At 73.1% G+C, this 23,787-nt stretch carries 18 protein-coding genes; 10 read left to right on the top strand and 8 right to left on the bottom strand.

The window, feature by feature from the left end; translation table 11 throughout:
• Nucleotides 1–82 precede the first annotated feature (82 nt).
• On the bottom strand, nt 83–1,360 hold the full coding sequence (locus AB0L89_RS01015; RefSeq protein WP_365132223.1) for a flavin-dependent oxidoreductase: 1,278 nt from the start codon (nt 1,358–1,360) through the stop codon (nt 83–85).
• Nucleotides 1,361–1,722: 362 nt separating this feature from the next.
• Here AB0L89_RS01015 and pepN point away from each other — a divergent pair, with 362 nt between their 5' ends.
• Nucleotides 1,723–4,290, top strand: coding sequence for an aminopeptidase N (pepN, locus tag AB0L89_RS01010; RefSeq protein ID WP_365132220.1), 2,568 nt, complete (start codon nt 1,723–1,725; stop codon nt 4,288–4,290).
• A 100-nt stretch (nt 4,291–4,390) separates the two neighbouring features.
• Here the strand turns inward: pepN and AB0L89_RS01005 are convergent, their stop codons facing one another.
• The 3 genes from AB0L89_RS01005 to AB0L89_RS00995 all read right to left on the bottom strand — a co-directional run bounded on the left by AB0L89_RS01005 (nt 4,391) and on the right by AB0L89_RS00995 (nt 7,963).
• Nucleotides 4,391–5,308 (bottom strand): LysR family transcriptional regulator, encoded by a 918-nt coding sequence (locus AB0L89_RS01005; RefSeq protein WP_365132217.1) that lies wholly within the window; start codon nt 5,306–5,308, stop codon nt 4,391–4,393.
• 51 nt (nt 5,309–5,359) lie between these two features.
• Entirely contained in the window at nt 5,360–6,280 is a 921-nt protein-coding gene (locus AB0L89_RS01000; protein ID WP_365133905.1) for a DMT family transporter, read from the bottom strand.
• A 195-nt stretch (nt 6,281–6,475) separates the two neighbouring features.
• On the bottom strand, nt 6,476–7,963 hold the full coding sequence (locus AB0L89_RS00995) for an FAD-dependent monooxygenase (RefSeq protein WP_365132214.1): 1,488 nt from the start codon (nt 7,961–7,963) through the stop codon (nt 6,476–6,478).
• Nucleotides 7,964–8,062: 99 nt separating this feature from the next.
• Here AB0L89_RS00995 and AB0L89_RS00990 point away from each other — a divergent pair, with 99 nt between their 5' ends.
• A complete protein-coding gene (locus AB0L89_RS00990) occupies nt 8,063–8,656 on the top strand; it encodes a TetR family transcriptional regulator (protein WP_365132211.1) in 594 nt (197 codons plus the stop codon).
• A 156-nt stretch (nt 8,657–8,812) separates the two neighbouring features.
• Here AB0L89_RS00990 and AB0L89_RS00985 read toward each other — a convergent pair whose 3' ends face one another.
• From AB0L89_RS00985 to AB0L89_RS00975, 3 genes are read right to left on the bottom strand one after another with little or no spacing between them, the layout of a single operon-like run.
• On the bottom strand, nt 8,813–9,052 hold the full coding sequence (locus AB0L89_RS00985; protein WP_055701284.1) for a hypothetical protein: 240 nt from the start codon (nt 9,050–9,052) through the stop codon (nt 8,813–8,815).
• 20 nt (nt 9,053–9,072) lie between these two features.
• Complete coding sequence (malQ, locus tag AB0L89_RS00980) at nt 9,073–11,232, bottom strand: 4-alpha-glucanotransferase (RefSeq protein WP_365132208.1); 2,160 nt, start codon at nt 11,230–11,232, stop codon at nt 9,073–9,075.
• Complete coding sequence (locus tag AB0L89_RS00975) at nt 11,232–11,465, bottom strand: hypothetical protein (RefSeq protein WP_365132205.1); 234 nt, start codon at nt 11,463–11,465, stop codon at nt 11,232–11,234. Before AB0L89_RS00975 ends, malQ begins: the two co-directional genes overlap by 1 nt.
• A 406-nt stretch (nt 11,466–11,871) precedes the next feature.
• Here AB0L89_RS00975 and AB0L89_RS00970 point away from each other — a divergent pair, with 406 nt between their 5' ends.
• Nucleotides 11,872–14,799 carry a beta-N-acetylglucosaminidase domain-containing protein gene (locus tag AB0L89_RS00970; RefSeq protein WP_365132202.1) on the top strand — a complete coding sequence of 976 codons (2,928 nt, stop codon included), beginning with the start codon at nt 11,872–11,874 and terminating at the stop codon, nt 14,797–14,799.
• A gap of 103 nt (nt 14,800–14,902) precedes the next feature.
• Here AB0L89_RS00970 and AB0L89_RS00965 read toward each other — a convergent pair whose 3' ends face one another.
• A complete protein-coding gene (locus AB0L89_RS00965) occupies nt 14,903–15,439 on the bottom strand; it encodes an HNH endonuclease (protein ID WP_150184145.1) in 537 nt (178 codons plus the stop codon).
• Nucleotides 15,440–15,733: 294 nt separating this feature from the next.
• Here AB0L89_RS00965 and AB0L89_RS00960 point away from each other — a divergent pair, with 294 nt between their 5' ends.
• The 7 genes from AB0L89_RS00960 to AB0L89_RS00930 all read left to right on the top strand — a co-directional run bounded on the left by AB0L89_RS00960 (nt 15,734) and on the right by AB0L89_RS00930 (nt 23,703).
• Nucleotides 15,734–16,813, top strand: a complete 1,080-nt coding sequence (locus AB0L89_RS00960; protein WP_365132199.1) for a mechanosensitive ion channel family protein — start codon at nt 15,734–15,736, stop codon at nt 16,811–16,813.
• A 259-nt stretch (nt 16,814–17,072) separates the two neighbouring features.
• Nucleotides 17,073–18,200, top strand: coding sequence for an ROK family transcriptional regulator (locus AB0L89_RS00955; RefSeq protein WP_365132196.1), 1,128 nt, complete (start codon nt 17,073–17,075; stop codon nt 18,198–18,200).
• A 58-nt stretch (nt 18,201–18,258) separates the two neighbouring features.
• Entirely contained in the window at nt 18,259–19,599 is a 1,341-nt protein-coding gene (locus AB0L89_RS00950; RefSeq protein WP_365132193.1) for an ABC transporter substrate-binding protein, read from the top strand.
• 11 nt (nt 19,600–19,610) lie between these two features.
• Nucleotides 19,611–20,546 carry a sugar ABC transporter permease gene (locus AB0L89_RS00945; protein ID WP_365132190.1) on the top strand — a complete coding sequence of 312 codons (936 nt, stop codon included), beginning with the start codon at nt 19,611–19,613 and terminating at the stop codon, nt 20,544–20,546.
• Nucleotides 20,547–20,555: 9 nt separating this feature from the next.
• Nucleotides 20,556–21,464: a carbohydrate ABC transporter permease gene (locus tag AB0L89_RS00940; protein WP_365132187.1), complete on the top strand. Its 909-nt coding sequence runs from the start codon at nt 20,556–20,558 to the stop codon at nt 21,462–21,464.
• 8 nt (nt 21,465–21,472) lie between these two features.
• A complete protein-coding gene (locus tag AB0L89_RS00935) occupies nt 21,473–22,738 on the top strand; it encodes a 6-phospho-beta-glucosidase (RefSeq protein WP_365132184.1) in 1,266 nt (421 codons plus the stop codon).
• A complete protein-coding gene (locus AB0L89_RS00930) occupies nt 22,729–23,703 on the top strand; it encodes a BadF/BadG/BcrA/BcrD ATPase family protein (RefSeq protein WP_365132181.1) in 975 nt (324 codons plus the stop codon). Before AB0L89_RS00935 ends, AB0L89_RS00930 begins: the two co-directional genes overlap by 10 nt.
• The last annotated feature ends 84 nt before the right edge of the window (nt 23,704–23,787 follow it).

Raw genomic sequence — 23,787 nt, 5'->3', positions numbered from 1 at the left:
AGCCTCGCGCGCGGGCGGGAGGACCGCTGGCGGCTTTCGGACGGGGCGTTCCCGGGGACGGCGGGAAGGTGCGGCACTCCCCTCACCCCACCCCCCAGGACCCCCTCCCGTTCAGCTCCGCCACGTCCACTCCCGTGGTTCTTCGGTACGCCTCGTCGAGGAAGGCGAGTTCCTCGGGGTTCAGGACGTTCTCGACGTGGTCGAAGCCGTCCGGGGCGCGTTCGGCGACCGCCTGGAGGATGCGGTCGGCGGGCATGTCGCGGTTGGCGAGGACGATCGCGTTGACCGCGTCGCGCCGCACCTCCTCGTACGCGCGCAGGCCCGCCTCCCGGTCCGGCGAGGTGTGCGCAAGGCAGCGGGCCAGGACGCGGGCGTCGAGGATCGCCTGGGAGCCGCCGTTGGACCCCACCGGGTACATCGGGTGGGCCGCGTCGCCGAGCAGGGTGACCGGTCCCCGGCCCCAGCGGGCCAGCGGGTCCCGGTCGACCATCGGATACTCCAGGATGTGCCGCGTGGCGGCCAGCATCGCGGGCACGTCGAGGTCGCCGACGCGCCACCCCGCGTAGTGCGGCAGGACGTCGGAGAGCCGCCCCGAGCGGTTCCAGTCGGCGGGCCCCGCCATGCCGTGGTGGTGCGTCAGCGGGAACCGCACCTCCGCCACCCAGTTGAGCAGCGCCCGCCCGCGCTCCTGGGCCGGCCGCGAGATCGGGTAGACGACGAGCTTCGCGGTGGCGTTGCTGCCCGCGACGGCGACCGTGCGCCCGCCGAGCACCGGATGCCAGTCCACGGTGCCGCGCCACATCCGGATGCCGTTCCACAGCGGCGGCCCCTCGCCGTGGTGCAGCACGGCCCGCACCGCCGAGTGCAGGCCGTCCGCCCCGACCAGGGCCCGCACCCGCACCGCGTACTCCCTGGCGCGCCGCACGTCCCGCAGGATCACCCGCAGCGCGGGGCCCTCCCGCTCGGCCAGGCGCACGAAGGCCGTCCCGGTGCGCACCGCGTGGTCGCCGAGCCGGTCGCGCACCGCGTCCAGGAGCAGCAACTGGAGGGCGCCGCGGTGGATGGAGTACTGCGGCCAGTGGTAGCCGAGGGCGCGGCCGCGCGGCTCGGCCCAGATGCGGTTGCCGTGCCGGTCGAAGTGGACCATCTCGTCGGGCGCGACGGCCGTCGCGGCGAGCTCGCCGCCGAGCCCCAGCTCGGTCAGCTCCCGCACGGCGTGCGGCAGCAGGTTGATCCCCACGCCGACGGGGCGCAGTTCGTCGACGGGGTCCACGACCCGGACCTCGATGCCCGCCGCGTGCAGACTCAGTGCCGTGGTGAGCCCGCCGATGCCCGCGCCCGCCACCAGTACGTCGATCATGGCCGTCGCGCGGCCGGACCCGCGCCGCCCGGCAGCGCTTCGTTCCCCAGCATCTCCCGCGTCCCCCTGTGGTTCCTGACCGTCCTCGTGGCCGTGGTCTGCGGCCGCCCCGGACCGGTGCGAACGCGCGGAGCGTAACCGCACGGCAGCGGGAGAACAATGGCCCGGGCGGCCATCCCGGGCCGCATGGAAGGATGGCCGGAAACACCACAAGTGGCACCCCCCGAAGCCGCCGTACGTCCTAATTGAAGAGACCAGAACGACCTGTCGCGCCGGCGCGGGACCAGCAGGCCCCCGCCGTGCCGACGTCGACCCGACGACGACCAGAGACGACCAGAAGTCGTTTCCGAGGAGATGACCGCGTGCCCGGCACCAATCTGACCCGCGAAGAGGCGCAGCAGCGGGCGAAGCTGCTCACCGTTGACTCGTACGAGATCGATCTCGACCTCTCCGGCGCGCAGGAGGGCGGCACCTACCGGTCCGTGACCACGGTGCGCTTCGACTCCGCCGAGGCGGACGCGGAGACCTTCATCGACCTGGTGGCCCCCGCGGTCCACGAGGTCGTCCTGAACGGCCACGCGCTGGAGGTGGGCGCCGTCTTCCGCGACTCGCGGATCGCGCTGCGCCACCTCCAGGCCGGGCCCAACGAACTGCGGGTCGTGGCCGACTGCGAGTACACCAACACCGGCGAGGGCCTGCACCGCTTCGTCGACCCGGTCGACCAGCAGGCGTACCTGTACACGCAGTTCGAGGTGCCGGACGCCCGCCGCGTCTTCGCCTCCTTCGAGCAGCCGGACCTGAAGGCCACCTTCCAGTTCACCGTGAAGGCGCCGGGCGGCTGGACGGTGATCTCCAACTCGCCGACGCCCGAGCCGAAGGACGACGTCTGGACGTTCGAGCCGACGCAGCGCATGTCGACGTACGTCACGGCGCTGATCGTCGGCCCGTACCACGCGGTCCACTCGTCCTACGAAGGCCCGAACGGGCAGTCCGTGCCGCTCGGCATCTACTGCCGTCCCTCGCTCGCCGAGTTCCTCGACGCGGACGCGATCTTCGAGGTCACCCGGCAGGGCTTCGACTGGTTCCAGGAGAAGTTCGACTACAACTACCCCTTCCCGAAGTACGACCAGCTCTTCGTGCCGGAGTTCAACGCGGGCGCGATGGAGAACGCGGGCGCGGTGACCATCCGCGACCAGTACGTGTTCCGCTCGAAGGTGACCGACGCCGCGTACGAGGTGCGGGCCGCCACGATCCTGCACGAGCTGGCGCACATGTGGTTCGGCGACCTGGTCACCATGGAGTGGTGGAACGACCTGTGGCTGAACGAGTCGTTCGCCACCTACGCCGAGGCCGCCTGCCAGGCGTACGCCCCGGACTCGAAGTGGCCGCACTCCTGGACGACGTTCGCCAACTCCATGAAGACGTGGGCGTACCGCCAGGACCAGCTGCCGTCCACGCACCCGATCATGGCCGACATCCGTGACCTGGACGACGTCCTGGTCAACTTCGACGGCATCACGTACGCCAAGGGCGCCTCGGTGCTCAAGCAGCTCGTCGCGTACGTCGGCCAGGACGAGTTCTTCCAGGGCGTGCAGGCGTACTTCAAGCGGCACGCGTTCGGCAACACGCGCCTGTCCGACCTGCTCGGCGCGCTGGAGGAGACCAGCGGCCGCGACCTGAAGACCTGGTCGAAGAAGTGGCTGGAGACGGCCGGCATCAACGTGCTGCGGCCGGTCGTGGACGTCGACACGCGCGGCGTCATCACGTCCTTCGCGGTCAAGCAGGAGGCCCCGGCGCTGCCCGAGGGCGCCAAGGGCGAGTCGACGCTGCGCCCGCACCGCATCGCCATCGGCTTCTACGACCTGGACGACGCGTCCGGCAAGCTGGTCCGCACCGACCGCGTGGAGCTGGACGTCGACGGCGAGCTGACGGCCGTGGAGGCCCTGGTCGGCAAGGCCCGCCCGGCGGTCATCCTGCTCAACGACGACGACCTCTCGTACGCGAAGGTCCGCCTGGACAGCGAGTCGCTGGCCTTCGTCACCGAGCACATCGGCGACTTCGAGGCCTCGCTGCCGCGGGCGCTGTGCTGGGCGTCGGCGTGGGACATGACGCGCGACGCGGAGCTGCCGACGCGCGCCTACCTCGCCCTGGTCCTCTCGGGCATCGGCAAGGAGTCCGACATCGGCGTCGTGCAGTCGCTGCACCGCCAGGTGAAGCTCTCCCTCGACCTGTACGCGGCCCCGGCGGGCCGGGACGAGGCGCTGGCCCGCTGGACGGCGGCGACGCTGGAGCACCTGCGGGCCGCCGAGCCGGGCGGCGACCACCAGCTGGCGTGGGCGCGCGCGTTCGCGGCGACGGCCCGTACGGACGCCGACCTGGCCCTGCTCGAAGGCCTCCTCGACGGCTCGGAGTCGGTCGAGGGGCTCGCGGTCGACACGGAGCTGCGCTGGGCGTTCGTCGCGCGGCTCGCGGCGACGGGCCGGCTCGACGAGGCGGGCATCGCCGCGGAGCTGGCGCGGGACAAGACCGCGGCGGGCGAGCGGCACGCGGCGTACGCGCGTGCGGCGCGGCCGACCGAGGAGGCCAAGGCCGCGGCGTGGGCGTCGGTCGTCGAGTCCGACACGCTGCCCAACGCGATCCAGGAGGCGGTGATCGGCGGCTTCGTCCAGACCGACCAGCGTGAACTCCTCGCCTCCTACACGGAGAAGTTCTTCGCCTCGGTGAAGGGCGCGTGGGACTCCCGCTCGCACGAGATGGCGCAGCAGATCGCCACGGGCCTGTACCCCTCGCTGCAGATCGAGCAGGCCACGCTGGACGCGACGGACGCGTGGCTGGCCTCCGCGGAGCCGAACGCGGCGCTGCGGCGGCTGGTGACGGAGTCCCGTGCGGGTGTGGAGCGGGCGCTGAAGGCTCGCGCCGCGGACGTGTAGCTCGCCCTCTGCCGGGCGGGGTCCCCTTTCGGGTGGCCCCGTCCGGCAGTTCGGGATCCGCGGGCCGCGAGTGGGCCGGTCGCGCGGTTCCCCGCGCCCCTTACGGGGCGTCCTCGCGGGCCGGGACCGCCTCCCGGAGCGCGGCCAGGACTCTCGCCACCGCCGCGCCCGCCGATGCCCCGCGGCGCACCGCCGCGATGACGTGGCGGGTCGGGTGGTCCTCGGAGAGCTCCCGCATGACGACGCCGTCCCGGCGCGCCGCCGCCAGCCGCGGGACCAGCGCGACCCCCATGCCCGCCTCGACCATCGCGAGGATCGCCGTCCAGCCGGACGCCGAGTGCGCCTGCTCCGGGGTGAATCCCGCGCTCTCGCAGGCCGCCCGGGTGATCTCGGACCAGGGGCCGCTCCCGCCGAAGATCCACGGTTCGCCCGCGAGGTCGGCGAGGCGGAGTCCGTCCGTCGACGCGAGCCGGTGGTCGCCGGGCAGCGCCACGTCCAGCGGGTCGGCGAGCAGGGACTCCCGGGTGAAGCGCGTGTCCGCGTCGGCCCCGGCGGGCGCCTGGACGGCCAGGGACAGGGCGACGTCCACCTCCCCGGCCGCCAGCAGTTCGTACGCCTCCGCCGCCTCGGTCTCCCGTACGCGTACGGAGATGCCGGGCGCCGCCTCCCGCAGCGCCCGCACGGCGGGCACGACGAGCGCGGGCACGGCCGTCGAGAAGGCGCCGACCCGCACCTCCCCCGCCTCACCCTGGGCGTATGCCGCCAACTCCGCGTCGGCACGCTCCAGTTGGGCGAAGACGGCCTCGGTGTGCCGCAGCACCAGATGCGCGGCGTCGGTGAGCCGGACCCGCCGCCCGTGCGCCTCCAGGAGCGGCACGCCCAGCTGCCTGGCGAGGTTGGACAGCTGCTGCGAGACGGCCGAGGGCGTCATCCGCAGGGCGTGCGCCGTCGCCGTCACGGTCCCCCGCTCGCTCAACGTGCGCAGGATCTGCAGCTTCTTGATGTCCCACTCGCTCATGAGGCCAACGTACCGACTGGTCAGCAGCGGGGTTCCCACCGGCCGCCCCGCCTACTTCGCGCGGGCCGCGCCCAGCACGACCCCGCCCAGGATCAGGCCCATGCACAGCACCTGGAGCCACCCCATGGCCTCGCCGAGGACCGCGAAGGAGAGCAGGGCGACGCAGACCGGCTGGAGGTAGTAGACGACTCCGGCGCGGGCCGCGCCGATGAGCGAGATCGCCTTGTTCCAGGCGAAGAAGGCGACCGCGGAGGACACCACGCCGACGTACAGGAGCGGGGAGACCGTGCCGACGGTGGGCGTGAAGCCGCCCTGGAGCGCGTAGCTGGCCACGAAGACCGGCAGCAGCATCAGCGCGCCGAGCACGAACGTCGCGAAGAGGAAGGGCAGTCCGCCGATCTCGGCGGGCTTGCGCCGCAGCAGCGCGCTGTACGAGCCGAAGGAGACCGCCGCCGCGATGATCCAGAGGTCGCCGACCGCGAAGTCCATGGCGAGCGAGCCCTTGCTGACCAGGAGGAGCACTCCGGCGCAGGCCACGAGCATGCCGGTGACGCGGCGCGCGCCGAGCCGGGCGCCGCCGAGCCGTTCGTAGACGGCCATGAGGACCGGCGAGGCGGCCATGATCATGCCCATGTTGCCCGCGCTGGTCGTCATGCCGGCCTGGTTGACCAGGGTGTTGTAGACGGTGACGCCCAACAGGGAGGCGAGGAGCAGGAACTTCAGGTGCCGCCGGAGCAGCCTGCGCTGCCGCCAGGTCTCGCGGGCCGCGAACGGCGCGACCGCAGCGATGGCGATGATCCAGCGCCAGAACGCGTGCTGGACGGGCGGCACGGTGTCGTGCAGGGCCCGGGAGGTGACGAAGCTGCCCGACCAGACGACCGTGGCGAGGGCCGCGAGGGCGAGGCCGACGCCGATGGGGCGCGCGGCCGCCCTCGCGGCGGCCGGTGCGGTGTGAGCGGGGGTCCGGTCCAGGACTGCCACGGGGTATCCCTTGCCTCTCTCCCCGCGGTGGCGGGGGTCTCGGTTCTCCCCGCGGTGGCGGGGGTCTCGGTTCTCCCCGCGATGGCGGGGGTCTCGGTGCGGTGCGGGACCACCGTGACACCTCCACACCCATCAGGTCCATCGAATCTTTCCGCTGTTTATTTGTAGGGAAAGTGAACGATCGACTCAGGCCGCTCCCCACGCCCGCAGGGCCGCCGCCACCTCGCCCGCCTCCGCGTCCTCCGCCGCCCACGCCACGTATCCGTCGGGGCGGACCAGGACCGTCGTGCGGCGGCCGCTCGCCCAGTGGGCGGGCACGGCGCGGCCCGCCGGGAGCTTCTCGCCGTCCGGGGCGACGAGCACGAACTCCCCCGCGCGCAGGACCTCGTGGAGCCGCCCCTCCTGGAGCGCGACGTCGGGGACCCGGCGCCCGGTGAGGCGGTGGGCGCCCTTCGGGGCCGGGTAGGCGACGCCGATGCCGGTGATCCGGCCCGCCACCCCGGCGCGCAGCGCGGGCACACGGCCGACGAGGGCCACGAGCCCGGCCCGCGCGGCGCGCGTCCAGGGGCGCCTGGCCATCGCGAGCCTGATGAGCCCGCCGCTGCTGCGCAGCACCGCCCTGCCGACCGGGTGCCGCTCGGCCTGATAGGTGTCCAACAGGCCCCGCGGGGCCCGGCCCTCGAGCGCGGCGACCAGCTTCCAGCTCAGATTGGCGGCGTCCTGGAGGCCCGTGTTCATGCCCTGGCCGCCGGCCGGGGAGTGGACGTGCGCGGCGTCCCCGGCGAGGAAGACCCGGCCCACGCGGTACGCGGGCGCCTGCCGCTCGTCGCTGTGGAAGCGGGACATCCAGCGGGCGTCGTACATCCCGTGGTCCCGGCCGAGGGCGGCCCGCGTGATCTCCCTGACCTCGTCGAGGCCGAGCGGCTCGCTGTCGGGCACGTCATGGGTGCGGTTCCAGCCGACGACGCGGTAGTAGCCGTCGCCGAAGGGCACGATGACGGCGAAGGCGTCACCGGCGCCGTTGACGGCGAGCAGCGACTCCGGCGGCTCGGCGAGCCGGACGTCGGCGAGGACCAGCGAGCGGATGACGGACCGGCCCGGGAAGGGCAGCCCGACCGCCTCACGCACGCCACTGCGCAGCCCGTCGGCGCCGACCGCGTAGGCGGCGCGCAGAGCGCCCGGTGTGCCGCCGGGGCCGCGGACGTCGAGCGTGACGCCGTCGGCGTCCTGGTCGAGCCCGACGACCTCGGTCCCGTACACGAACCGCACGCCGGCCTCGACCGCCCGCCGCTCCAGAGTCCGTTCGACCTCGTACTGCGGGACGACCAGGACGTGGCGGAAGCGGGAGGGGAGGTGCGAGAGGTCGAGCGAGGCACGCCCGAAGAAGCGCAGTGTGCTCAGCGGTTCGCCCTTGGCGAGCAGTTCGTCGGCGAGGCCGCGCGCGTCCAGCTGCTCCAAGGTGCGGGCATGGACGGCCATCGCGCGGGAGAGGTTGCTGATGCCGTGCGCCCGCTTCTCGACGAGGGTGACGGGGACGCCCGCCGCGGCGAGGTCCCCGGCGAGCAGCAGCCCGGTGGGTCCCGCGCCGACGACCACGACGCTCTCGGCGCTCTTGACGATCTCGGCGCCCTCGGCCTTCTCGGTGTTGCCCGTGTGCCCGGTGGTGCCGTTCATGGCCGCCTCCTGATGCCAACACTTGTTGGTCAACGCTTGTTGGCCAACGTAGAACCGCACCTATGGACTGTCAACAGGTGTTGGCCTACGTTTGTTGGCATGACCGGAAGAGAACCTGCCGACGGACCCTTCGGCCCGCCGGCCCGCCGCTCCGACGCCACCCGCGCGGGCATCCTGGCCGCGGCCCGCGAGCGGTTCGCCGCCGACGGGTACGAGCGCGCGACGATCCGCGCCATCGCCAGGGACGCGCGCATCGACCCGTCGATGGTGATGCGCTACTACGGCAACAAGGAGGGACTGTTCGCCGCGGCCACCTCCGTCGACCTGCGGCTGCCGGACTTCGCGCGGGTGCCGCGCGAGGACGCCGGGCGGGTGCTCGTGACCCACTTCCTGGCCATGTGGGAGGACGGTGACGTGCTCGTCGCGCTGCTGCGCGTCGGCATCACCAACGAGGCGGGCGCCGAGCGCATGCAGGGCATCTTCGCGGCGCAGATCCTGCCGGTGGCGCGTCAGGTCTGCCCGGACCCCGCCGAGGCCCCGACGCGGGCCGCGCTCTGCGCGTCGCAGCTGCTCGGCATGGCGCTGGCGCGGTACGTGCTGCGCATCCCGCCGTCGGTGGCGCTGACCCGCGAGGAGATCACCCGATGGCTCGCGCCGACGCTCCAGCGCTATCTGACGGCCGAGCGGCCGTGACCACTCCCGGGGCCTCAGGACCCCGGGCACGCGAGCACGCCGAGGGCGCCCTCCTGCCACGGCCGCGCGGAACGGCGGTACGTCGCTGAAGGGCGCCCTCGGCGCGGAAAGCTGAGGAACGGGGACCGCCGCGGCGGTCCCCGGGGGTGCCTTCGGTCAACCCTGCTTCTGCTGCTTGCGGGACTTGTCGCCGACCATCACGAGGCCCGCGATCACCAGGAACAGCACGATGGGCGCCACGACAAAGAGGCCGAGCGTGTCGATGACACTCAGGCCCGAGCCCGGGTCGTCGCCGTCGTCGCGCACGAGCGCGCTCGCGGGGGACGACATGAGCAGCATCATCAGCGTCGTGCCGGAGGCCAGGGCGCCGGCGCGCAGAGCGTTCTTCTTGTCCACGGTGCAAACGTAGCGAACTCCTAAACGGGGTGCGCGCCCGGGGGTGCCGTACGGACCCCGCCGGCCCGGCCGGGACCCCCGCGGAACACCGCCATGAGCGCGTGCAGACGCGGGGAGGCCGCCAGGTCCTCCAGGGTGACGGGGCGTCCGGCGGCGTCGGCGACCGGCAGCCGCCAGTTGGGGTACTGGTCCCAGGTGCCCGGCAGGTTCTGCGGGCGGCGGTCGCCCACCGCGTCCGGCAGCCAGACGCCGACCATGCGGGCCGGGGTGGACAGCAGGAAGCGGTGCACGGCGCGGATCTCGTCCTCCTCGTCGCCGACGCCGCCGGGCAGCAGCCCGAGCCGGGAGAGCAGGCACAGCCACTCGTGCACGTCGGCGGCGGCCTCGGCCCGCTCCTGCGCCAGCGGGCGGGTCAACAGGCCCAGGTCGTGGCGGAGTCGGACGTGCTCGCCGGTGAGCCGGGCGGCCGTCGACGGCAGGTCGTGCGTGGTGGCGGTGGCCACGCAGTCCGCGCGCCAGGCGTCGGCGGGGAGCGGGCGGCCCGTGCCCTCGCCCCCGTCCTCGCCCACCCAGTCCCGCTCGAACCAGAGCACGGAGGTGCCGAGCACGCCGTGCTCGCGCAGCCGCTCGCGCACGCCCGGCTCGACGGTGCCGAGGTCCTCGCCGATGACGAGGGCGTCCGCACGCCGCGCCTCCAGCGCCAGGACGGCGAGCATCGCCTCGGCGTCGTAGTGCACGTACGTCCCCTCGGTGGGCTCGTGGCCCTCGGGGATCCACCAGAGGCGGAACAGGCCCATGACGTGGTCGATGCGGAGCGCGCCCGCGTGCCGCAGCAGGCCGCGCAGGAGCGCCCGGTAGGGGGCGTAGCCGGACTCGGCGAGGCGGTCGGGGCGCCAGGGCGGCAGGCCCCAGTCCTGGCCGCGCGCGTTGAAGGCGTCCGGCGGGGCGCCGACGGTGCTGCGGGGCGCGAAGTGCCGCTGCTGGGCCCAGGCGTCGGCGCCGCCGGGGTGCACGCCGACCGCGAGATCATGCACGAGACCGATGTCCATGCCGGCCTCGCGCGCGGAGCGCTGGGCGGCGGCGAGTTGGGTGTCGGTGAGCCAGGCGAGGCGGCAGTGGAAGTCGACGCGGTCCATCGCGGCGCGGCGGGCTCGGGCGGTGGCGGGCGAGGCGGGATCGCGCAGCGGGGCGGGCCAGGAGTGCCAGTCGGGGCCGTGGATCTCGGCGAGGGCGGACCAGGTGGCGTGGTCCTCCAGGGCGGTGCCCTGGTCGGCGAGGAAGGAGTGGTAGGCGGCGCGGCGGCCGGGGCCGAGGGGGACGTCGTGGAGCAGTTCGAGGGCGACGAGCTTGAGCCGCCAGACGGCGTCGCGGTCGATCAACTCGTCGTCGTGGAGGACCGCTTCGCGTAATCGGTCGGCCTCCCGGCACAGCTCCTCGGCCCGCTCCCTGGCCTCGCCCCTCAGGTACGCGAACTCCGGGACGGCCTCGACGCGCAGGTGCACGGGGTCGGGGAAGCGGCGGGAGGAGGGGCGGTACGGGGAGGGGTCGCCGCCCGGCCCCCGCGGCGGGCTCGGCACGGCCGCGTGCAGCGGATTGACCTGGACGAAGCCGGCGCCCAGGTCCCGCCCCGCCCAGGCGGCGAGCTCGGCGAGGTCACCCAGGTCGCCCATGCCCCAGGAGCGACGGGAGAGCAGCGAGTAGAGCTGCACGAGGAAGCCGTGCGCGCGGCGCTCCGGGGTCCTGATCCGGCGGGGGGCGACGACGAGGTGGGCCTCGGCCTCGCGCCCCTCGGGGTCGCGCACGCGCAGGCGGTGCGTGCCCGGCGGCAGCGGTGCGTCCCGCGGGATGCCGTGCTCCGCCGGGTCCGGCGGCAGCTCCCAGGCGCGGACGCCGCCCTCCTCCAGCTCCACCCGCATCCGCGTCCCCGGCGCCAGGGCCGCGAGCGGGGCGGGCCGGGGGCCGTCCTCCCACAGGACCACCGTCGGGGGCAGCAGCCGGGCGGAGAGCTCGGCCTCGCGGGCCGCGAGGGCGGCGCGGACGGCCTCGGGCGTGCTCGCGTCCACGCCGAGCGCGGCGAGGGCCGCGATCACCGCGGTGTCGGAGGCCGGGACGGTACGCCCCGGGGACGTGGAGTAGGAGGTGGCCACGCCGTACGACGCGGCCAGCCGGCTCAGGGCCATCAGACCCCCATGGAGTCCAGGCCCGAGGCCATGCCGGTGGAGGTGGGCTCGCTGGTCAGCGGCGCGGCGTCGGCGAGCGGCGGCTCACTGGTCAGCGGCGCGGCGTCGGCGAGCGGGGGCTCACTGGTCAGCGGCGGCTCCAGGCAGCCGCAGGAGCAGGAGCCGTCGAGGCCGGAGTCGGGGCTGGAGACCTGTGGGGAGAACGCGTCGAGCAGAAGGTTCGCGGCGGCCACGTGGAGCTCCTTTTCAGGGGGCAGGTCTCGCCAGCCCTACCCACTGCTCGGGATCGCAGACGTATACGGCACCCCAACGTGTTCCTGGTCACATTTCGTTCCCCGTACGGAAGTTGTTCCGCCCGGACCCCGCCGCCCTCCGGAAGATCCGGGTCCGAGCCCTCGGCCGCCGGGAAGACGTCCGTCGCCGCGGCCCCGCCGCCCGCCCTTCCAGGAACGCTCGTTTCCCGCGGTTTTCCGGCACCTTTCCGTCCCTTGTGTCCCCGGAAACGCGCAGGTTCCGCGAAGAAAGACGGCCCCTTCACCAGGCCCCGTTGACACCTCCGTCGCGTCAGTGGTGGGCTCACTGCCACACGTGACGTCAGGGCCCGCGAGGACCCCGGGAACGAGGACAGGGGCGAGGGCCGTGCAGGTGCGGCGCAGGAAGGGCGCGGCCGCGATCGCGGTCGCCGTCATCGCGGGTGCCCTCGGCGGTGCGCCCGGCGCGGTCGCGGCCCCCGGAGCGCCCGGCGCCCCCGTCGCCTCCCCCGACGCCGGCACCACCGGCCGCGAGGCCGGATCCGGCCTCCCGCCCGTCTGGCCCCGGCCCCAGTCGATGAGCGCCGCCGGGACCTCCGTGACCGTGGGCGACGACGTCGTCCTGGTGACCGCGGACGAGGAGCACGCCGACCCGTACGCCCTGGCGGCCCTGCGCGACCTGCTGCGCGAGGCGGGAGCCCGAAGGATCACCGAGGCCCGCGACGGCGCCCCGCTGCCCGCGGGCGGCGCGCTGGTCGTCCGCGTCGGCGGCGGCGGCGCCGACCGCGCCCTGCGCTCCCTGGGCGTCCGCGAGCGCGGCGACCTGCCCGACGGCGGGTACCGCCTGGCCGCGGGCCGCGTCGAGGGGCGGGACACCGTCGCCCTCACGGGGACCGGCGAGGACGGCCTCTTCCACGGCGTGCAGACCCTGCGCCAGCTCACCGGCGACGCCCGCGGCGTCCCCGGCGTACGGATCCGCGACTGGCCCGGCACCGCCGTGCGCGGCCTGACCGAGGGGTTCTACGGCACCCCCTGGACGCGTGAACAGCGCCTGGCCCAGGTCGACTTCATGGGGCGGACCAAGCAGAACCGCTATCTCTACGCCCCCGGCGACGACCTCTACCGCCAGGCCCGCTGGCGCGAGCCCTACCCGGCGGACCAGCGCGCCGACTTCCGCGCGCTGGCCGAGCGCGCGAGGGCCAACCACGTCACGCTCGCCTGGGCGGTCGCCCCGGGCCAGGCCATGTGCATGTCGTCCGACAAGGACGTCAGGGACCTCACGCGCAAGATCGACGCGATGTGGGCGCTGGGCGTGCGCGCCTTCCAGCTGCAGTTCCAGGACGTCAGCTACAGCGAGTGGCACTGCGGCCAGGACGCGGAGACGTTCGGCTCGGGCCCGAAGGCCGCGGCGAAGGCGCAGGCCGAGGTCGCCAACGCCGTCGCCGCGCACCTGGCCGCGCGCCACCCGGACGCGAAGCCGCTCTCCCTGATGCCGACCGAGTACTTCCAAAACGGCTCGACCGAGTACCGCGCGGCCCTCTCGCACGACCTGGACCGCCGCGTCGAGGTCGCCTGGACGGGCGTCGGCGTCGTCCCCAAGACCATCACGGGGCGCGAACTGGCGGGCGCCCGCGCGGCGTTCGGCCCGCACCCGCTGGTCACAATGGACAACTACCCCGTCAACGACTTCGCGCAGGACCGTATCTTCCTCGGCCCCTACACCGGCCGCGAGCCCGCCGTCGCCACCGGCTCGGCCGCCCTGCTCGGCAACGCCATGGAGCAGCCCTCCGCGTCCCGCATCCCGCTGTTCACGGCCGCCGACTACGCCTGGAACCCGCGCGCCTACCGCCCCCACGAGTCCTGGCTCGCCGCGATCGACGACCTCGCGGGCGGCGACGCGAAGGCGCGGGGCGCGCTGCGGGCGCTGGCGGGCAACGACGCCTCGTCCGTGCTGGGCGCCGACGAGTCGGCGTATCTGCGGCCGCTCATGGGCGAGTTCTGGCAGGCCCGCACGACGACGGACCGGACGCGGGGCGAGGACTCGGCGCGGCGGCTGCGCGCCGCGTTCACCGTGATGCGCGAGGCGCCGCGGCGGCTCGCCGGCAGCTCGCTCGACGACGAGGTGCGGCCCTGGATCGACCAACTGGCGCGCTACGGCGAGGCGGGCGAGCGGGCCGTCGACATGCTGCGCGCCCAGTCCGAGGGGGACGGCGCGGCGGCCTGGCGGGCCTCGCGCGCCCTGGCGGGGCTGCGGAAGGAGCTGCGGGCGAGCGGCGCCACCGTCGGCGAGGGCGTGCTCGACCCGTTCCTGACGCGCGCGCAGAAGGCGTACGCGACGTGGGCGGGCACCACCGGCGAGCGGGCGGCGGACGGCGGCACGGCCCGGTTCGGCCGGGAGCGTCCGCTCGCCGCGGTGACGGCGCTGACCGACCCCGGCACCCACGGCGAGGTGGAGGCGCACGTCCCCGGCCAGGGCTGGCGGCGCATCGGCGCGCTCTCCGAGAGCGGCTTCACCGAGGTCCGGGCGAAGGACGTGCGGGCCGACGCGGTCCGCGCCGCGCTCACCGACGGCACCGTCCGCCACCTCGTGCCCTGGTTCGCCGACGCCCCCGCCGCCCGTCTCGCGCTGGCCCGCACCGAGGCCGACGCGGAGATCGGCGGCGGCGCGCAGCGGGTCACGGCGGAGCTGCTCTCGCTGCGCCCCGGCGACGTCCGCGGAAGGCTGCGGGCGAAGGCGCCCGGGGGCATCGAGGTGAAGGTCCCCGGGGAGTCCACGCTGCCGCGCGGCACCCGCGTCGACGTGCCGGTCGAGATCACGGTCCCGGCGGGCACCCGGGCGGGGACGTACGACGTCCCGGTGAGCTTCGGCGACGAGACCCGCACGGTGTCCGTCCGCGCCTACCCGCGCACGGCGGGCCCGGACCTGGCGCGCGGCGCGAAGGCCTCGTCGTCGGGCGACGAGACGAAGGACTTCCCGGCGTCTGCGGCGGTCGACGGCGATCCCGGCACCCGCTGGTCCTCCCCGGTCGAGGACGGCGCGTGGTGGCAGGTGGAGCTCGCGGAGCCGGTCAGGCTCGGGCAGGTCGTGCTGCGCTGGCAGGACGCGTACGCGAAGGGCTACCGCGTGCAGACGTCGTCGGACGGCCGGACCTGGCGCACGGCGGCGACCGTGCGGGACGGCAGGGGTGGCCGGGAGGCGGTCCGCATGGACGCGCGGGACACCCGCTACGTGCGGGTGCAGGGCGACGAGCGGGCCACGCGCTTCGGCTACTCGCTGTGGTCGGTCGAGGCGTACGCGGTCGCCGACGGGCGGTGACCGCGCGCGCCACGCGGGTGACGCACACGGCGTACGCACGGCAGCCGTGACGTGCGCACGTACGGAAGACGTACGCACGTACAACAAAGGCCCGGATCGATTGCTAGGCGGAAATGCCGTCGATCCGGGCCATCGCGTCGTCCGCGCCGAACGGCTGCAAGTACGGCAGCCAGCGCGGATCCCTATGTCCGGTCCCGATGATGCGCCACGCGAGGCCCGAGGGCGGCGCGGGCTTGTGCCGCAGCCGCCAGCCCAGCTCCATGAGGTGCCGGTCGGCCTTGACGTGGTTGCAGCGGCGGCAGGAAGCCACCACGTTGTCCCAGGCGTGCTGGCCGCCCCGGCTCTTGGGAATGACGTGGTCGACGCTGGTTGCGACGCCACCGCAGTACATGCACCGACCGCCGTCGCGGGCGAACAGGGCCCGTCTGGTCAGAGGAACGGGCCCCCTGTAAGGGACCCGGACGAACCGCTTGAGGCGGACCACGCTGGGTGCGGGGACGGTGCGTGTGGCGCTGTGCATGAAGGCGCCGGATTCCTCGAGGCAGAGAGCCTTGTTCTCCAGGACGAGGACGAGCGCGCGGCGGAGCGGTACGACGCCGAGGGGCTCGTACGACGCGTTGAGGACCAGGACATGCGGCACGGATGCCTCCTTGTACGCCGGCGGCGCGTGGCTCGCGCCGGGACGATCTGTAGCCAGTCTCCCCTCATGCCTGGTCGTAGCGCCAGCATGTGCCCGTAACGGCCTTGAAGTGTTTTCGACCACAAGGGGGGCGCGACCCCCCGTGCCACACGCCTGCTCCCCAGGTGAACACCACCTCTCCTTCGAACATGACAACGATCCACACACGATGCCCCGTTAGTGTGGTGGGTCTGCCCGGTTCCCCCGGTTCTCCCTAGTTCACCGGGCAGGCCGCGACACCTGGAGGTATTCGCCGTGCTCTTGTCCGTCCTGACGGCAGCCGGAACGGACCCGGACGACCCGTCGAAGCCGAAGACGCCCACCTTCGAGGACGCCCAGGAGAGCGCCACGAACGCGGCGAGCTGGGTCGAGCAGAACTGGTCCACCTGGCTGAGCATCGGGCTGCGCATCGTGCTGATCGTGGCCATAGCCGTCGTCCTGCGCGTCCTGGTCCGCCGTGCGATCACCAAGCTGATAGACCGCATGAACCGCACGGCGCAGGCCGTGGACGGCACGGCGCTCGGCGGGCTCCTGGTGAACGTGGAGCGCCGCCGGCAGCGCTCGCAGGCGATCGGCTCGGTCCTGCGCTCGGTGGCGTCCTTCCTGATCCTCGGCACGGCCGCGCTCATGATCCTCGGCACGTTCGAGATCAATCTGGCCCCGCTGCTCGCCTCCGCCGGTGTGGCGGGCGTCGCGATCGGCTTCGGCGCGCGCAACCTCGTCACGGACTTCCTCTCCGGCGTCTTCATGATCCTTGAGGACCAGTACGGCGTCGGCGACTCCATCGACGCGGGCGTCGCCTCCGGCGAGGTCATCGAGGTGGGCCTGCGCGTGACGAAGCTGCGCGGCGACAACGGCGAGATCTGGTACGTCCGCAACGGCGAGGTCAAGCGCATCGGCAACCTCTCCCAGGGCTGGTCCACCGCGGGCGTCGACGTGACGGTGCGCCCGGACGAGGACCTGGAGAAGGTCAAGGAGACCCTCGCGGCGGTCGGCGAGGCCATGGCGAAGGACGAGCCCTGGAACGAGCGGCTGTGGGGCCCGGTGGAGATCCTCGGCCTGGACAGCGTGCTGCTCGACTCGATGGTGGTGCGGCTCTCCGCCAAGACGATGCCGGGCAAGTCCCTGGGCGTGGAGCGCGAGCTGCGCTGGCGCGTCAAGCAGGCGTTCGACGAGGCGGGCATCCGCATCGTCGGCGGCCTCCCCCTGCCCCCGGAGGAAGCCGCCACCCCCGACCCCACGGCCGCCATGTCGCCCCCCTCCGCCTACGCCTCGACGACGTCCCCCCAGTCCCTGGCCACGGCCCCGATACAGCCGCCGAATCTGGCGAAGTAGCCACGCGCGTACCGGTGCCGGACGCACCCCGTGCAACACCCGCCCCCGCAGGTAACGACTTGGTTGCCGCGGGGGCGCTCGCTATTGACGGGTTATTCACGCCAGCCGTACGGTCCTCACGAATTGGAAAGTTTCCTAACAGTTGAGGGACGCCCCCGGCGGTGAGGTCGCGGGGCCGGGGAGCCGAAGGGCGGGGGTCGTCATGGCAGCGGCAGGGAGTACTCCGGGGACGCCGGGGACGCCGCGCGTCCTGCGCGCCATGAACGACCGTGCCGTCCTCGACCTCCTGGTCGCCCACGGCCCCCTCACCCGTACCCGCATCGGCGAGCTGACCGGGCTGTCGAAGCCGACCACGTCCCAGCTCCTCGGGCGCCTGGAGGCCGCCGGGCTCGTGCACACCACCGGCAGCCTCAGCGGCCGCCCCGGTCCCAACGCCCTGCTGTACGAGATCGACCCGGGCGCCGGACACGTCGCCGCGCTCTCCGCCGACCCGACCGGCATCACCGCCCTCGTCGCCGACATCACCGGCACCGTCCTGGCCCAGGAGCGCGTGGAGGCCGACGCCGTCGCCGAGGACGTGCGCCACCGCACCGCCCAGCTCGTCGCGGAGGCCGTCGACGGCGCCCTGCGGCAGGCGGGCCTCGGCCACGACGACCTGCGGGCCGCGGTGATCGGCACCCCCGGCGCCATCGACCCGCACACCGGCCAGCTGCGCTACGCCCCGCACCTGCCCGGCTGGCACTCCCGGACGCTGCGCGACGATCTCGCCGCCGTCCTCGGCACCCCCGTCGACATCGAGAACGACGTGAACCTGGCCGCCGTCGCCGAGCAGTACGAGGGCGCCGCCCAGGACTTCGACAACTACGTGCTGACCTGGCTCGACGAAGGCGTCGGCGCCGCCATCGTGCTGGGCGGCACCCTGCTGCGCGGCGCCACCGGCGGCGCGGGCGAGATCGGCTACATGCCGCTGCCCGGCGCCCCGCTGGTGCGCGGCGGCTCGGCGGGCAGCGGCTCGGCGAGCGGCGGCGGTGACGGCGGCTTCGAGAGCCTCGTCTCGGCGTACGTCGTGCGCGAACTCACCGGCGGCGGGGCGACGCTGGCCGAGGTCATGGCCGACGACGCCGCACTCGACGAGGTCGCCCGGCGCATCGCCACCGGCATCGCCGCCGTCGTCGCCGTCGTCGACCCCGAACTCGTCGTGCTCTCCGGCTCGGTGGCGCAGGCCGGCGGGGACAAGCTGCGCGTCCGGGTGGAGGAGGAGCTCACCGGGCTAGCGCTGCCCCGCCCGCAGATCCGCATCAGCGAGCTCGACGGCGACCCGATCCTCACCGGCGCCCTGCGCTCGGCCCTCACCCAGGCCCGCGACCAGGTCTTCGACACGGCCTGACCTCCTACTTCCCCCGCCACCTCCCCGCCCCTCCCCTCCCCCGTAAAGGAAGTCCGCCATGCCGCGATGGCGCATGCCCACCTGCGCGTCCGCGGCGCTCGCCGCAGCCGGTCTGTTGCTCTCCGGCTGCGCCAACCCGAGCGTCGGCAGCGCGAACGACGACCCGACCAAGCCGGTCACCCTGAAGTTCTGGCACGGCTGGTCGACGCCCGGCGAGGTCAAGGCCGTCAACGACAGCATCGCCCGGTTCGAGAAGCTGCACCCGAACATCGACGTGCGGGCCACCGGCAACGTCTCCGACGAGACCGTCAACCAGGCCCTGCGCGCGGGCGGCGACAAGGCCCCGGACGTGGTGTCCTCCTTCACCACCAACAACGTCGGCCAGTACTGCGACTCGGGGATGTGGGCGGACCTCGACCCGTTCATGAAGAAGACCGGGCTCGACAAGAAGAAGGTCTTCCCCAAGACCCTCCTCGACTACACGAGCTACCGGGGCACCCAGTGCGCCCTTCCGCTGCTCGCGGACGCCTACGGGATGTACTACAACAAGGACGCCTTCGACGAGGCGGGGATCAAGCGTCCGCCGCGCACGATGTCCGAGTTCGAGAAGGTCGCCGAGAAGCTGACCGTGCGCAGCGGCAAGGACTCGTACAAGCGGGTCGGCTATCTGCCCAACTTCCGCTTCTACCAGAACAGTCCGGACCGGCTCTTCGCGCAGTGGGGCCCAAAGTACTTCGACGCCGAGGGCGACGCGCGGCTCGCCGACGAGCCCTCGACGTACACGTTCTTCAAGACGGCCAAGAAGCTCGCCGACGCGCAGGGCGGGTTCGACGACCTGGAGCGGTTCCGGCTGACCTTCGGCGACGAGATGTCCAGCCAGAACGCCTTCCTGACCGGCAAGGTCGCCATGCACCTGGACGGCGAGTGGCGCGGCCTGATGCTGGACGAGGCGAAGGCGAAGTTCAACTGGGACGTGGCGCCGCTGCCCGTCCCCGACGACCAGGCCGACACGTACGGACGCGGCTTCATCACCGGCACCGTCGCCGGGATCGCGCACAGCAGCAAGCACCAGAACGCCGCGTGGGAGCTGGTGCGGTTCCTGACCGCGGACACCGATCAGGTCGTGCACTTCGCGAACGACATCCACAACGTGCCGTCCACGTTCGCCGCCCTCAAGTCCCCCGACCTGGACGCCGACCCGACCTTCCGGACCTTCTTCGACATCCTGGAGAACAAGCACAGCAAGGCCCTGCCGCCCTCCGTCAACGGCGGCGCCTACGTGGTCTCGCTCCAGGACTTCGCGTACTCCGTCGAGGCCGGGCGCGTGGGTGATCTGCGCAAGGGCCTGACGAAGCTCGACGACCAGATCGACGCCGACACCCTCCAGTCGAAGAGCTGAGGACCCCCGCCATGGCACTGCAACTCTCCAACCCCGCGCGCCGCAGACTGCGCACGCTGGGCTTCCTGTCCCCCTGGCTGGTGGGCTTCAGCGTCTTCTTCGCGTACCCGCTGATCGCCACCGTCTACTTCTCGTTCATGCACTACAACCAGATCAAGGAGCCCACCTTCGTGGGCCTCAGGAACTGGCGTTACGTGTTCGAGCAGATGCCGCTGTTCGGGCCCGCCCTGTGGAACACCCTGTGGCTGGTCGTGATCATGGTGGCCCTGCGGGTGGTCTTCGGGCTCTCGCTCGGGCTGCTCATCACGAAGATCAAGACGGGCGTCGGGTTCTTCCGCACCGCCTTCTACATCCCCTACCTCGCCCCGCCGGTGGCCGCCACCGTCGCCTTCGTCTTCCTGCTCAACCCGGGCACGGGCCCGGTCAACGAGGTCCTGGGCTCGATCGGCATCTCCGGGCCCAACTGGTTCAACGACCCGGACACCGCCAAGCCCTCGCTGGTGCTGCTCTCCCTGTGGGGCATCGGCGACCTGATGGTGATCTTCATGGCCGCGCTGCTCGACGTGCCGAAGGAGCAGTACGAGGCCGCCGAGCTGGACGGCGCGGGCCCGTTCGCCAAGTTCCGCTACGTCACCTGGCCCTCGATCACCCCGATCGTGATGTTCGCGGTGGTCACGGGCGTCGTGCAGACCATGCAGTACTACACGCAGGCACTGGTCGCGGGGAAGGTCGCCTCCGGCGTCAACATCGGCCCCGGCTCGGTGATCCAGCCCGGCTACCCGGACCACTCGACCCTCACGGTCCCCCAGCTCGTCTACCAGATGGGCTTCCAGAACTTCAACACCGGTGCGGCGTGCGTTCTCTCGCTCGTGCTGTTCGCCATCGCCATGGCCGTGACGATGCTCCTGATGCGCAAGCGCTCCGGGCTGCTCGCGGCGGAGGACTGAGGAATCCCGATGACTTCCACGACACTCAGCGCACCCGCGCCCACACCCGAACGCGCCGCCCCGGCCCGGGGCCCCGCCGCCGCCCGCGCCCGCCGCAAGCGCGCCCTGCACTGGATCGCCGTGCACAGCGTCGCGATCGCCGTCGCGCTGCTCTTCGTCCTGCCGTTCGTCTTCGTCTTCCTGACGTCGGTGATGAGCGACGCGCAGGCGATGAGCGGCGACCTGTGGCCCGACTCCTGGCACTGGTCCAACTACAAGGAGGTGTTCGAGACACCGGGATTCCTGGACTGGTGGCGCAACTCGCTGATGTACGCGGCCCTCGGCACCCTCTTCACGGTCTGCTCGGCGATCCCCGTGGCGTACGCGCTCGCCAAGTTCCGCTTCCGCGGCCGGCGCACCGCGATGCTGCTCGTCATCTCGACGATGATGCTGCCGCCGCAGGTCATCGTGATCCCGATGTACCTGGTGTGGGCCCAGCAGTTCCACCTGTCGGGCACGCTGTGGCCGCTGATCATCCCGATGGCCTTCGGCGACGCCTACTCGATCTTCCTGCTGCGGCAGTTCCTCCTCACCATCCCCAAGGAGTACATCGAGTCGGCGAAGGTCGACGGCTGCGGCGAGTTCCGCACCATGGTCAAGATCGTGGTGCCGATGGCCAAGCCAGGCATCGCCGCCATCGCGCTCTTCCAGTTCTTCTACTGCTGGAACGACTACTTCGGACCGCAGATCTACGCGGCCCAGAACCCCGGCGCCTGGACGCTCAGTTACGGCCTGGAGTCGTTCAAGAGCGCCCACAGCGTCAACTGGAACATGACCATGGCCGCGACGCTGCTGGTCATGGCGCCGGTCATCATCATCTTCTTCTTCGCACAGAAGGCCTTCGTCGAAGGCGTCACCCTCACCGGAGTAAAGGGCTGAGACACACCATGAAGCTCGCAGTGGTCGGCGGAGGGTCGACCTACACACCCGAACTCATCGACGGATTCGCGCGGCTGAGGGACACCCTGCCGATCGAGGAGCTGGTGCTCGTCGATCCGGCCGCCGACCGCCTGGAGCTGGTGGGCGGTCTGGCCCGGCGCATCTTCGCCAAGCAGGGCCACCCGGGCCGCATCGTCACCACCTCCGACGTGGACGCGGGCGTCGCGGACGCCGACGCGGTGCTGCTCCAGCTGCGCGTCGGCGGGCAGGCGGCCCGCAACCAGGACGAGACGTGGCCGCTCGAATGCGGCTGCGTCGGCCAGGAGACCACCGGCGCGGGCGGCCTCGCCAAGGCGCTGCGCACGGTCCCCGTCGTCCTCGACATCGCCGAGCGCGTCCGCCGCACCAACCCCGACGCGTGGATCATCGACTTCACCAACCCGGTGGGCATCGTCACGCGGGCGCTGCTCCAGGCCGGGCACAAGGCCGTCGGCCTGTGCAACGTGGCGATCGGCTTCCAGCGCAAGTTCGCCAAGCTGCTCGACGTGGCACCGGGCGAGGTCCACCTCGACCACGTGGGCCTCAACCACCTGACCTGGGAGACGGGCGTACGCCTCGGGGGCCCGGGCGGCGAGGACGTCCTGCCGCGGCTCCTCGCCGAGCACGGCGACGCCGTCGCCGAGGACCTGCGGATGCCGCGCGCCGTCGTCGACCGGCTCGGCGTCGTGCCCTCGTACTACCTGCGCTACTTCTACCAGCACGACGCGGTCGTCGAGGAGCTGAGGACCAAGCCGTCACGCGCGGCCGAAGTGGCCGCGATGGAGAAGGAGTTGCTGAAGATGTACGGCGACCCCACCCTCGACGAGAAGCCGGAGCTGCTCGCCAAGCGCGGCGGCGCCTTCTACTCGGAGGCGGCCGTGGACCTCGCGGCTTCGCTGCTCGGCAACGGCGGCAGCCCGTACCAGGTCGTGAACACGGTGAACAACGGCACGCTGCCGTTCCTGCCGGACGACGCCGTCATCGAGGTGCAGGCCACGGTCGACGGCCAGGGCGCCAAGCCGCTCGCGGTGCCACGCCTCGACCCGCTGTTCGCGGGGCTCATCGCCCACGTCACCGGCTACGAGGACCTGGCCCTCCAGGCCGCGCTGCACGGCGGTCGCGACCGCGTCTTCAAGGCGCTGCTCGCGCACCCGCTGGTCGGCCAGTACGCGTACGCCGAGCAGCTCACCGACAGCCTCATCGCGCACAACCGGGAGCACCTGGCGTGGGCGTAGGCACGAGCGTGCTCGCGATCGACGCGGGCAACAGCAAGACCGACGTCGCGGTGGTCGCGGCCGACGGGCGGATCGTCGGCGCGGCCCGCGGCGGCGGGTTCCAGCCGCCGCAGGTCGGGATCGAGACCGCGGTGGACGTCCTCGCGGACGCGGTGACGCGGGCGTTCGGCGAGGCCGGTGTCGACTCGGTGGGCCATGTCTCCGCGTGTCTGGCCAACGCCGATCTCCCGGTCGAGGAGCGGGAGTTGGCGGATGCCCTGCGGCGTCGCGCGTGGGGCCCCTCCGTCGACGTGCGCAACGACACCTTCGCGATCCTGCGCGCCGGTCTCCTGGAGGACTCCGAGCCGCGCGGCGTCGCCGTGGTGTGCGGCGCGGGCATCAACTGCGTGGGCATGCTGCCCGACGGGCGCACCGCCCGCTTCCCCGCCATCGGCCGGATCTCCGGCGACTGGGGCGGGGGCGGCGGCCTGGCCGAGGAGGCCCTCTGGTTCGCCGCGCGCGCCGAGGACGGCCGCGGCGAGGCGACCGCGCTGCGCGAGGCGCTGCCCGCGCACTTCGGCCTGGAGTCCATGTACGCGCTGATCGAGGCGCTGCACCTGGGCCGCATCGCCCCGGTGCGGCGGCACGAGCTGACGCCGGTCCTGTTCGCCACGGCCGCGGCGGGCGACGCCGTGGCGCGCACGGTGGTCGACCGCATGGCCGACGAGGTCGTCGCCATGGCGACCGTCGCCCTCGGCCGCCTCGACCTGCTCGACGAGGAGGCCCCGGTGCTGCTCGGCGGCAGCGTGCTCGCGGCGCGCCATCCCCAACTTGACGACCGCGTACGCGAGTTGCTGGCCGAGCTGGCGCCCAAGGCGGAGCCCCGGGTCGTCACCGCGCGGCCGGTGCTCGGCGCGGCGCTGCTCGGGCTCGACCAGGTGGGGGCGCACAGGGAGGTGCACGCGCGCGTGCGGGCGCAGTACTAGGCGCCGGACGGACGCACGGCCGTCCGGCCCCCCGTCGGACGGCGTGCGCGCGGGCGGGAACCGAAGACCCCTCAATCTCGTGTA

The organism is Streptomyces sp. NPDC052114 (genome assembly GCF_040680155.1).
In the GTDB taxonomy this organism is placed as follows: Bacteria; Actinomycetota; Actinomycetes; order Streptomycetales; family Streptomycetaceae; genus Streptomyces.
The sequence above is the reverse complement of the archived record's forward strand: the minus strand, read 5'-3'. Positions and strand labels throughout refer to the sequence as shown.

Bases quoted from the DNA above. Each gene is read 5' to 3' on its own strand.
- AB0L89_RS01005 (WP_365132217.1), bottom strand. From the start codon at position 5,308: ATGAGCGAGTGGGACATCAAGAAGCTGCAGATCCTGCGCACGTTGAGC.
- AB0L89_RS00950 (WP_365132193.1), top strand. From the start codon at position 18,259: ATGCCGCGATGGCGCATGCCCACCTGCGCGTCCGCGGCGCTCGCCGCA.
- AB0L89_RS00995 (WP_365132214.1), bottom strand. From the start codon at position 7,963: ATGAACGGCACCACCGGGCACACGGGCAACACCGAGAAGGCCGAGGGC.
- AB0L89_RS00935 (WP_365132184.1), top strand. From the start codon at position 21,473: ATGAAGCTCGCAGTGGTCGGCGGAGGGTCGACCTACACACCCGAACTC.
- malQ (WP_365132208.1), bottom strand. From the start codon at position 11,232: ATGGCCCTGAGCCGGCTGGCCGCGTCGTACGGCGTGGCCACCTCCTAC.
- AB0L89_RS00990 (WP_365132211.1), top strand. From the start codon at position 8,063: ATGACCGGAAGAGAACCTGCCGACGGACCCTTCGGCCCGCCGGCCCGC.
- AB0L89_RS00955 (WP_365132196.1), top strand. From the start codon at position 17,073: ATGAACGACCGTGCCGTCCTCGACCTCCTGGTCGCCCACGGCCCCCTC.
- AB0L89_RS00940 (WP_365132187.1), top strand. From the start codon at position 20,556: ATGACTTCCACGACACTCAGCGCACCCGCGCCCACACCCGAACGCGCC.
- AB0L89_RS00945 (WP_365132190.1), top strand. From the start codon at position 19,611: ATGGCACTGCAACTCTCCAACCCCGCGCGCCGCAGACTGCGCACGCTG.
- AB0L89_RS01015 (WP_365132223.1), bottom strand. From the start codon at position 1,360: ATGATCGACGTACTGGTGGCGGGCGCGGGCATCGGCGGGCTCACCACG.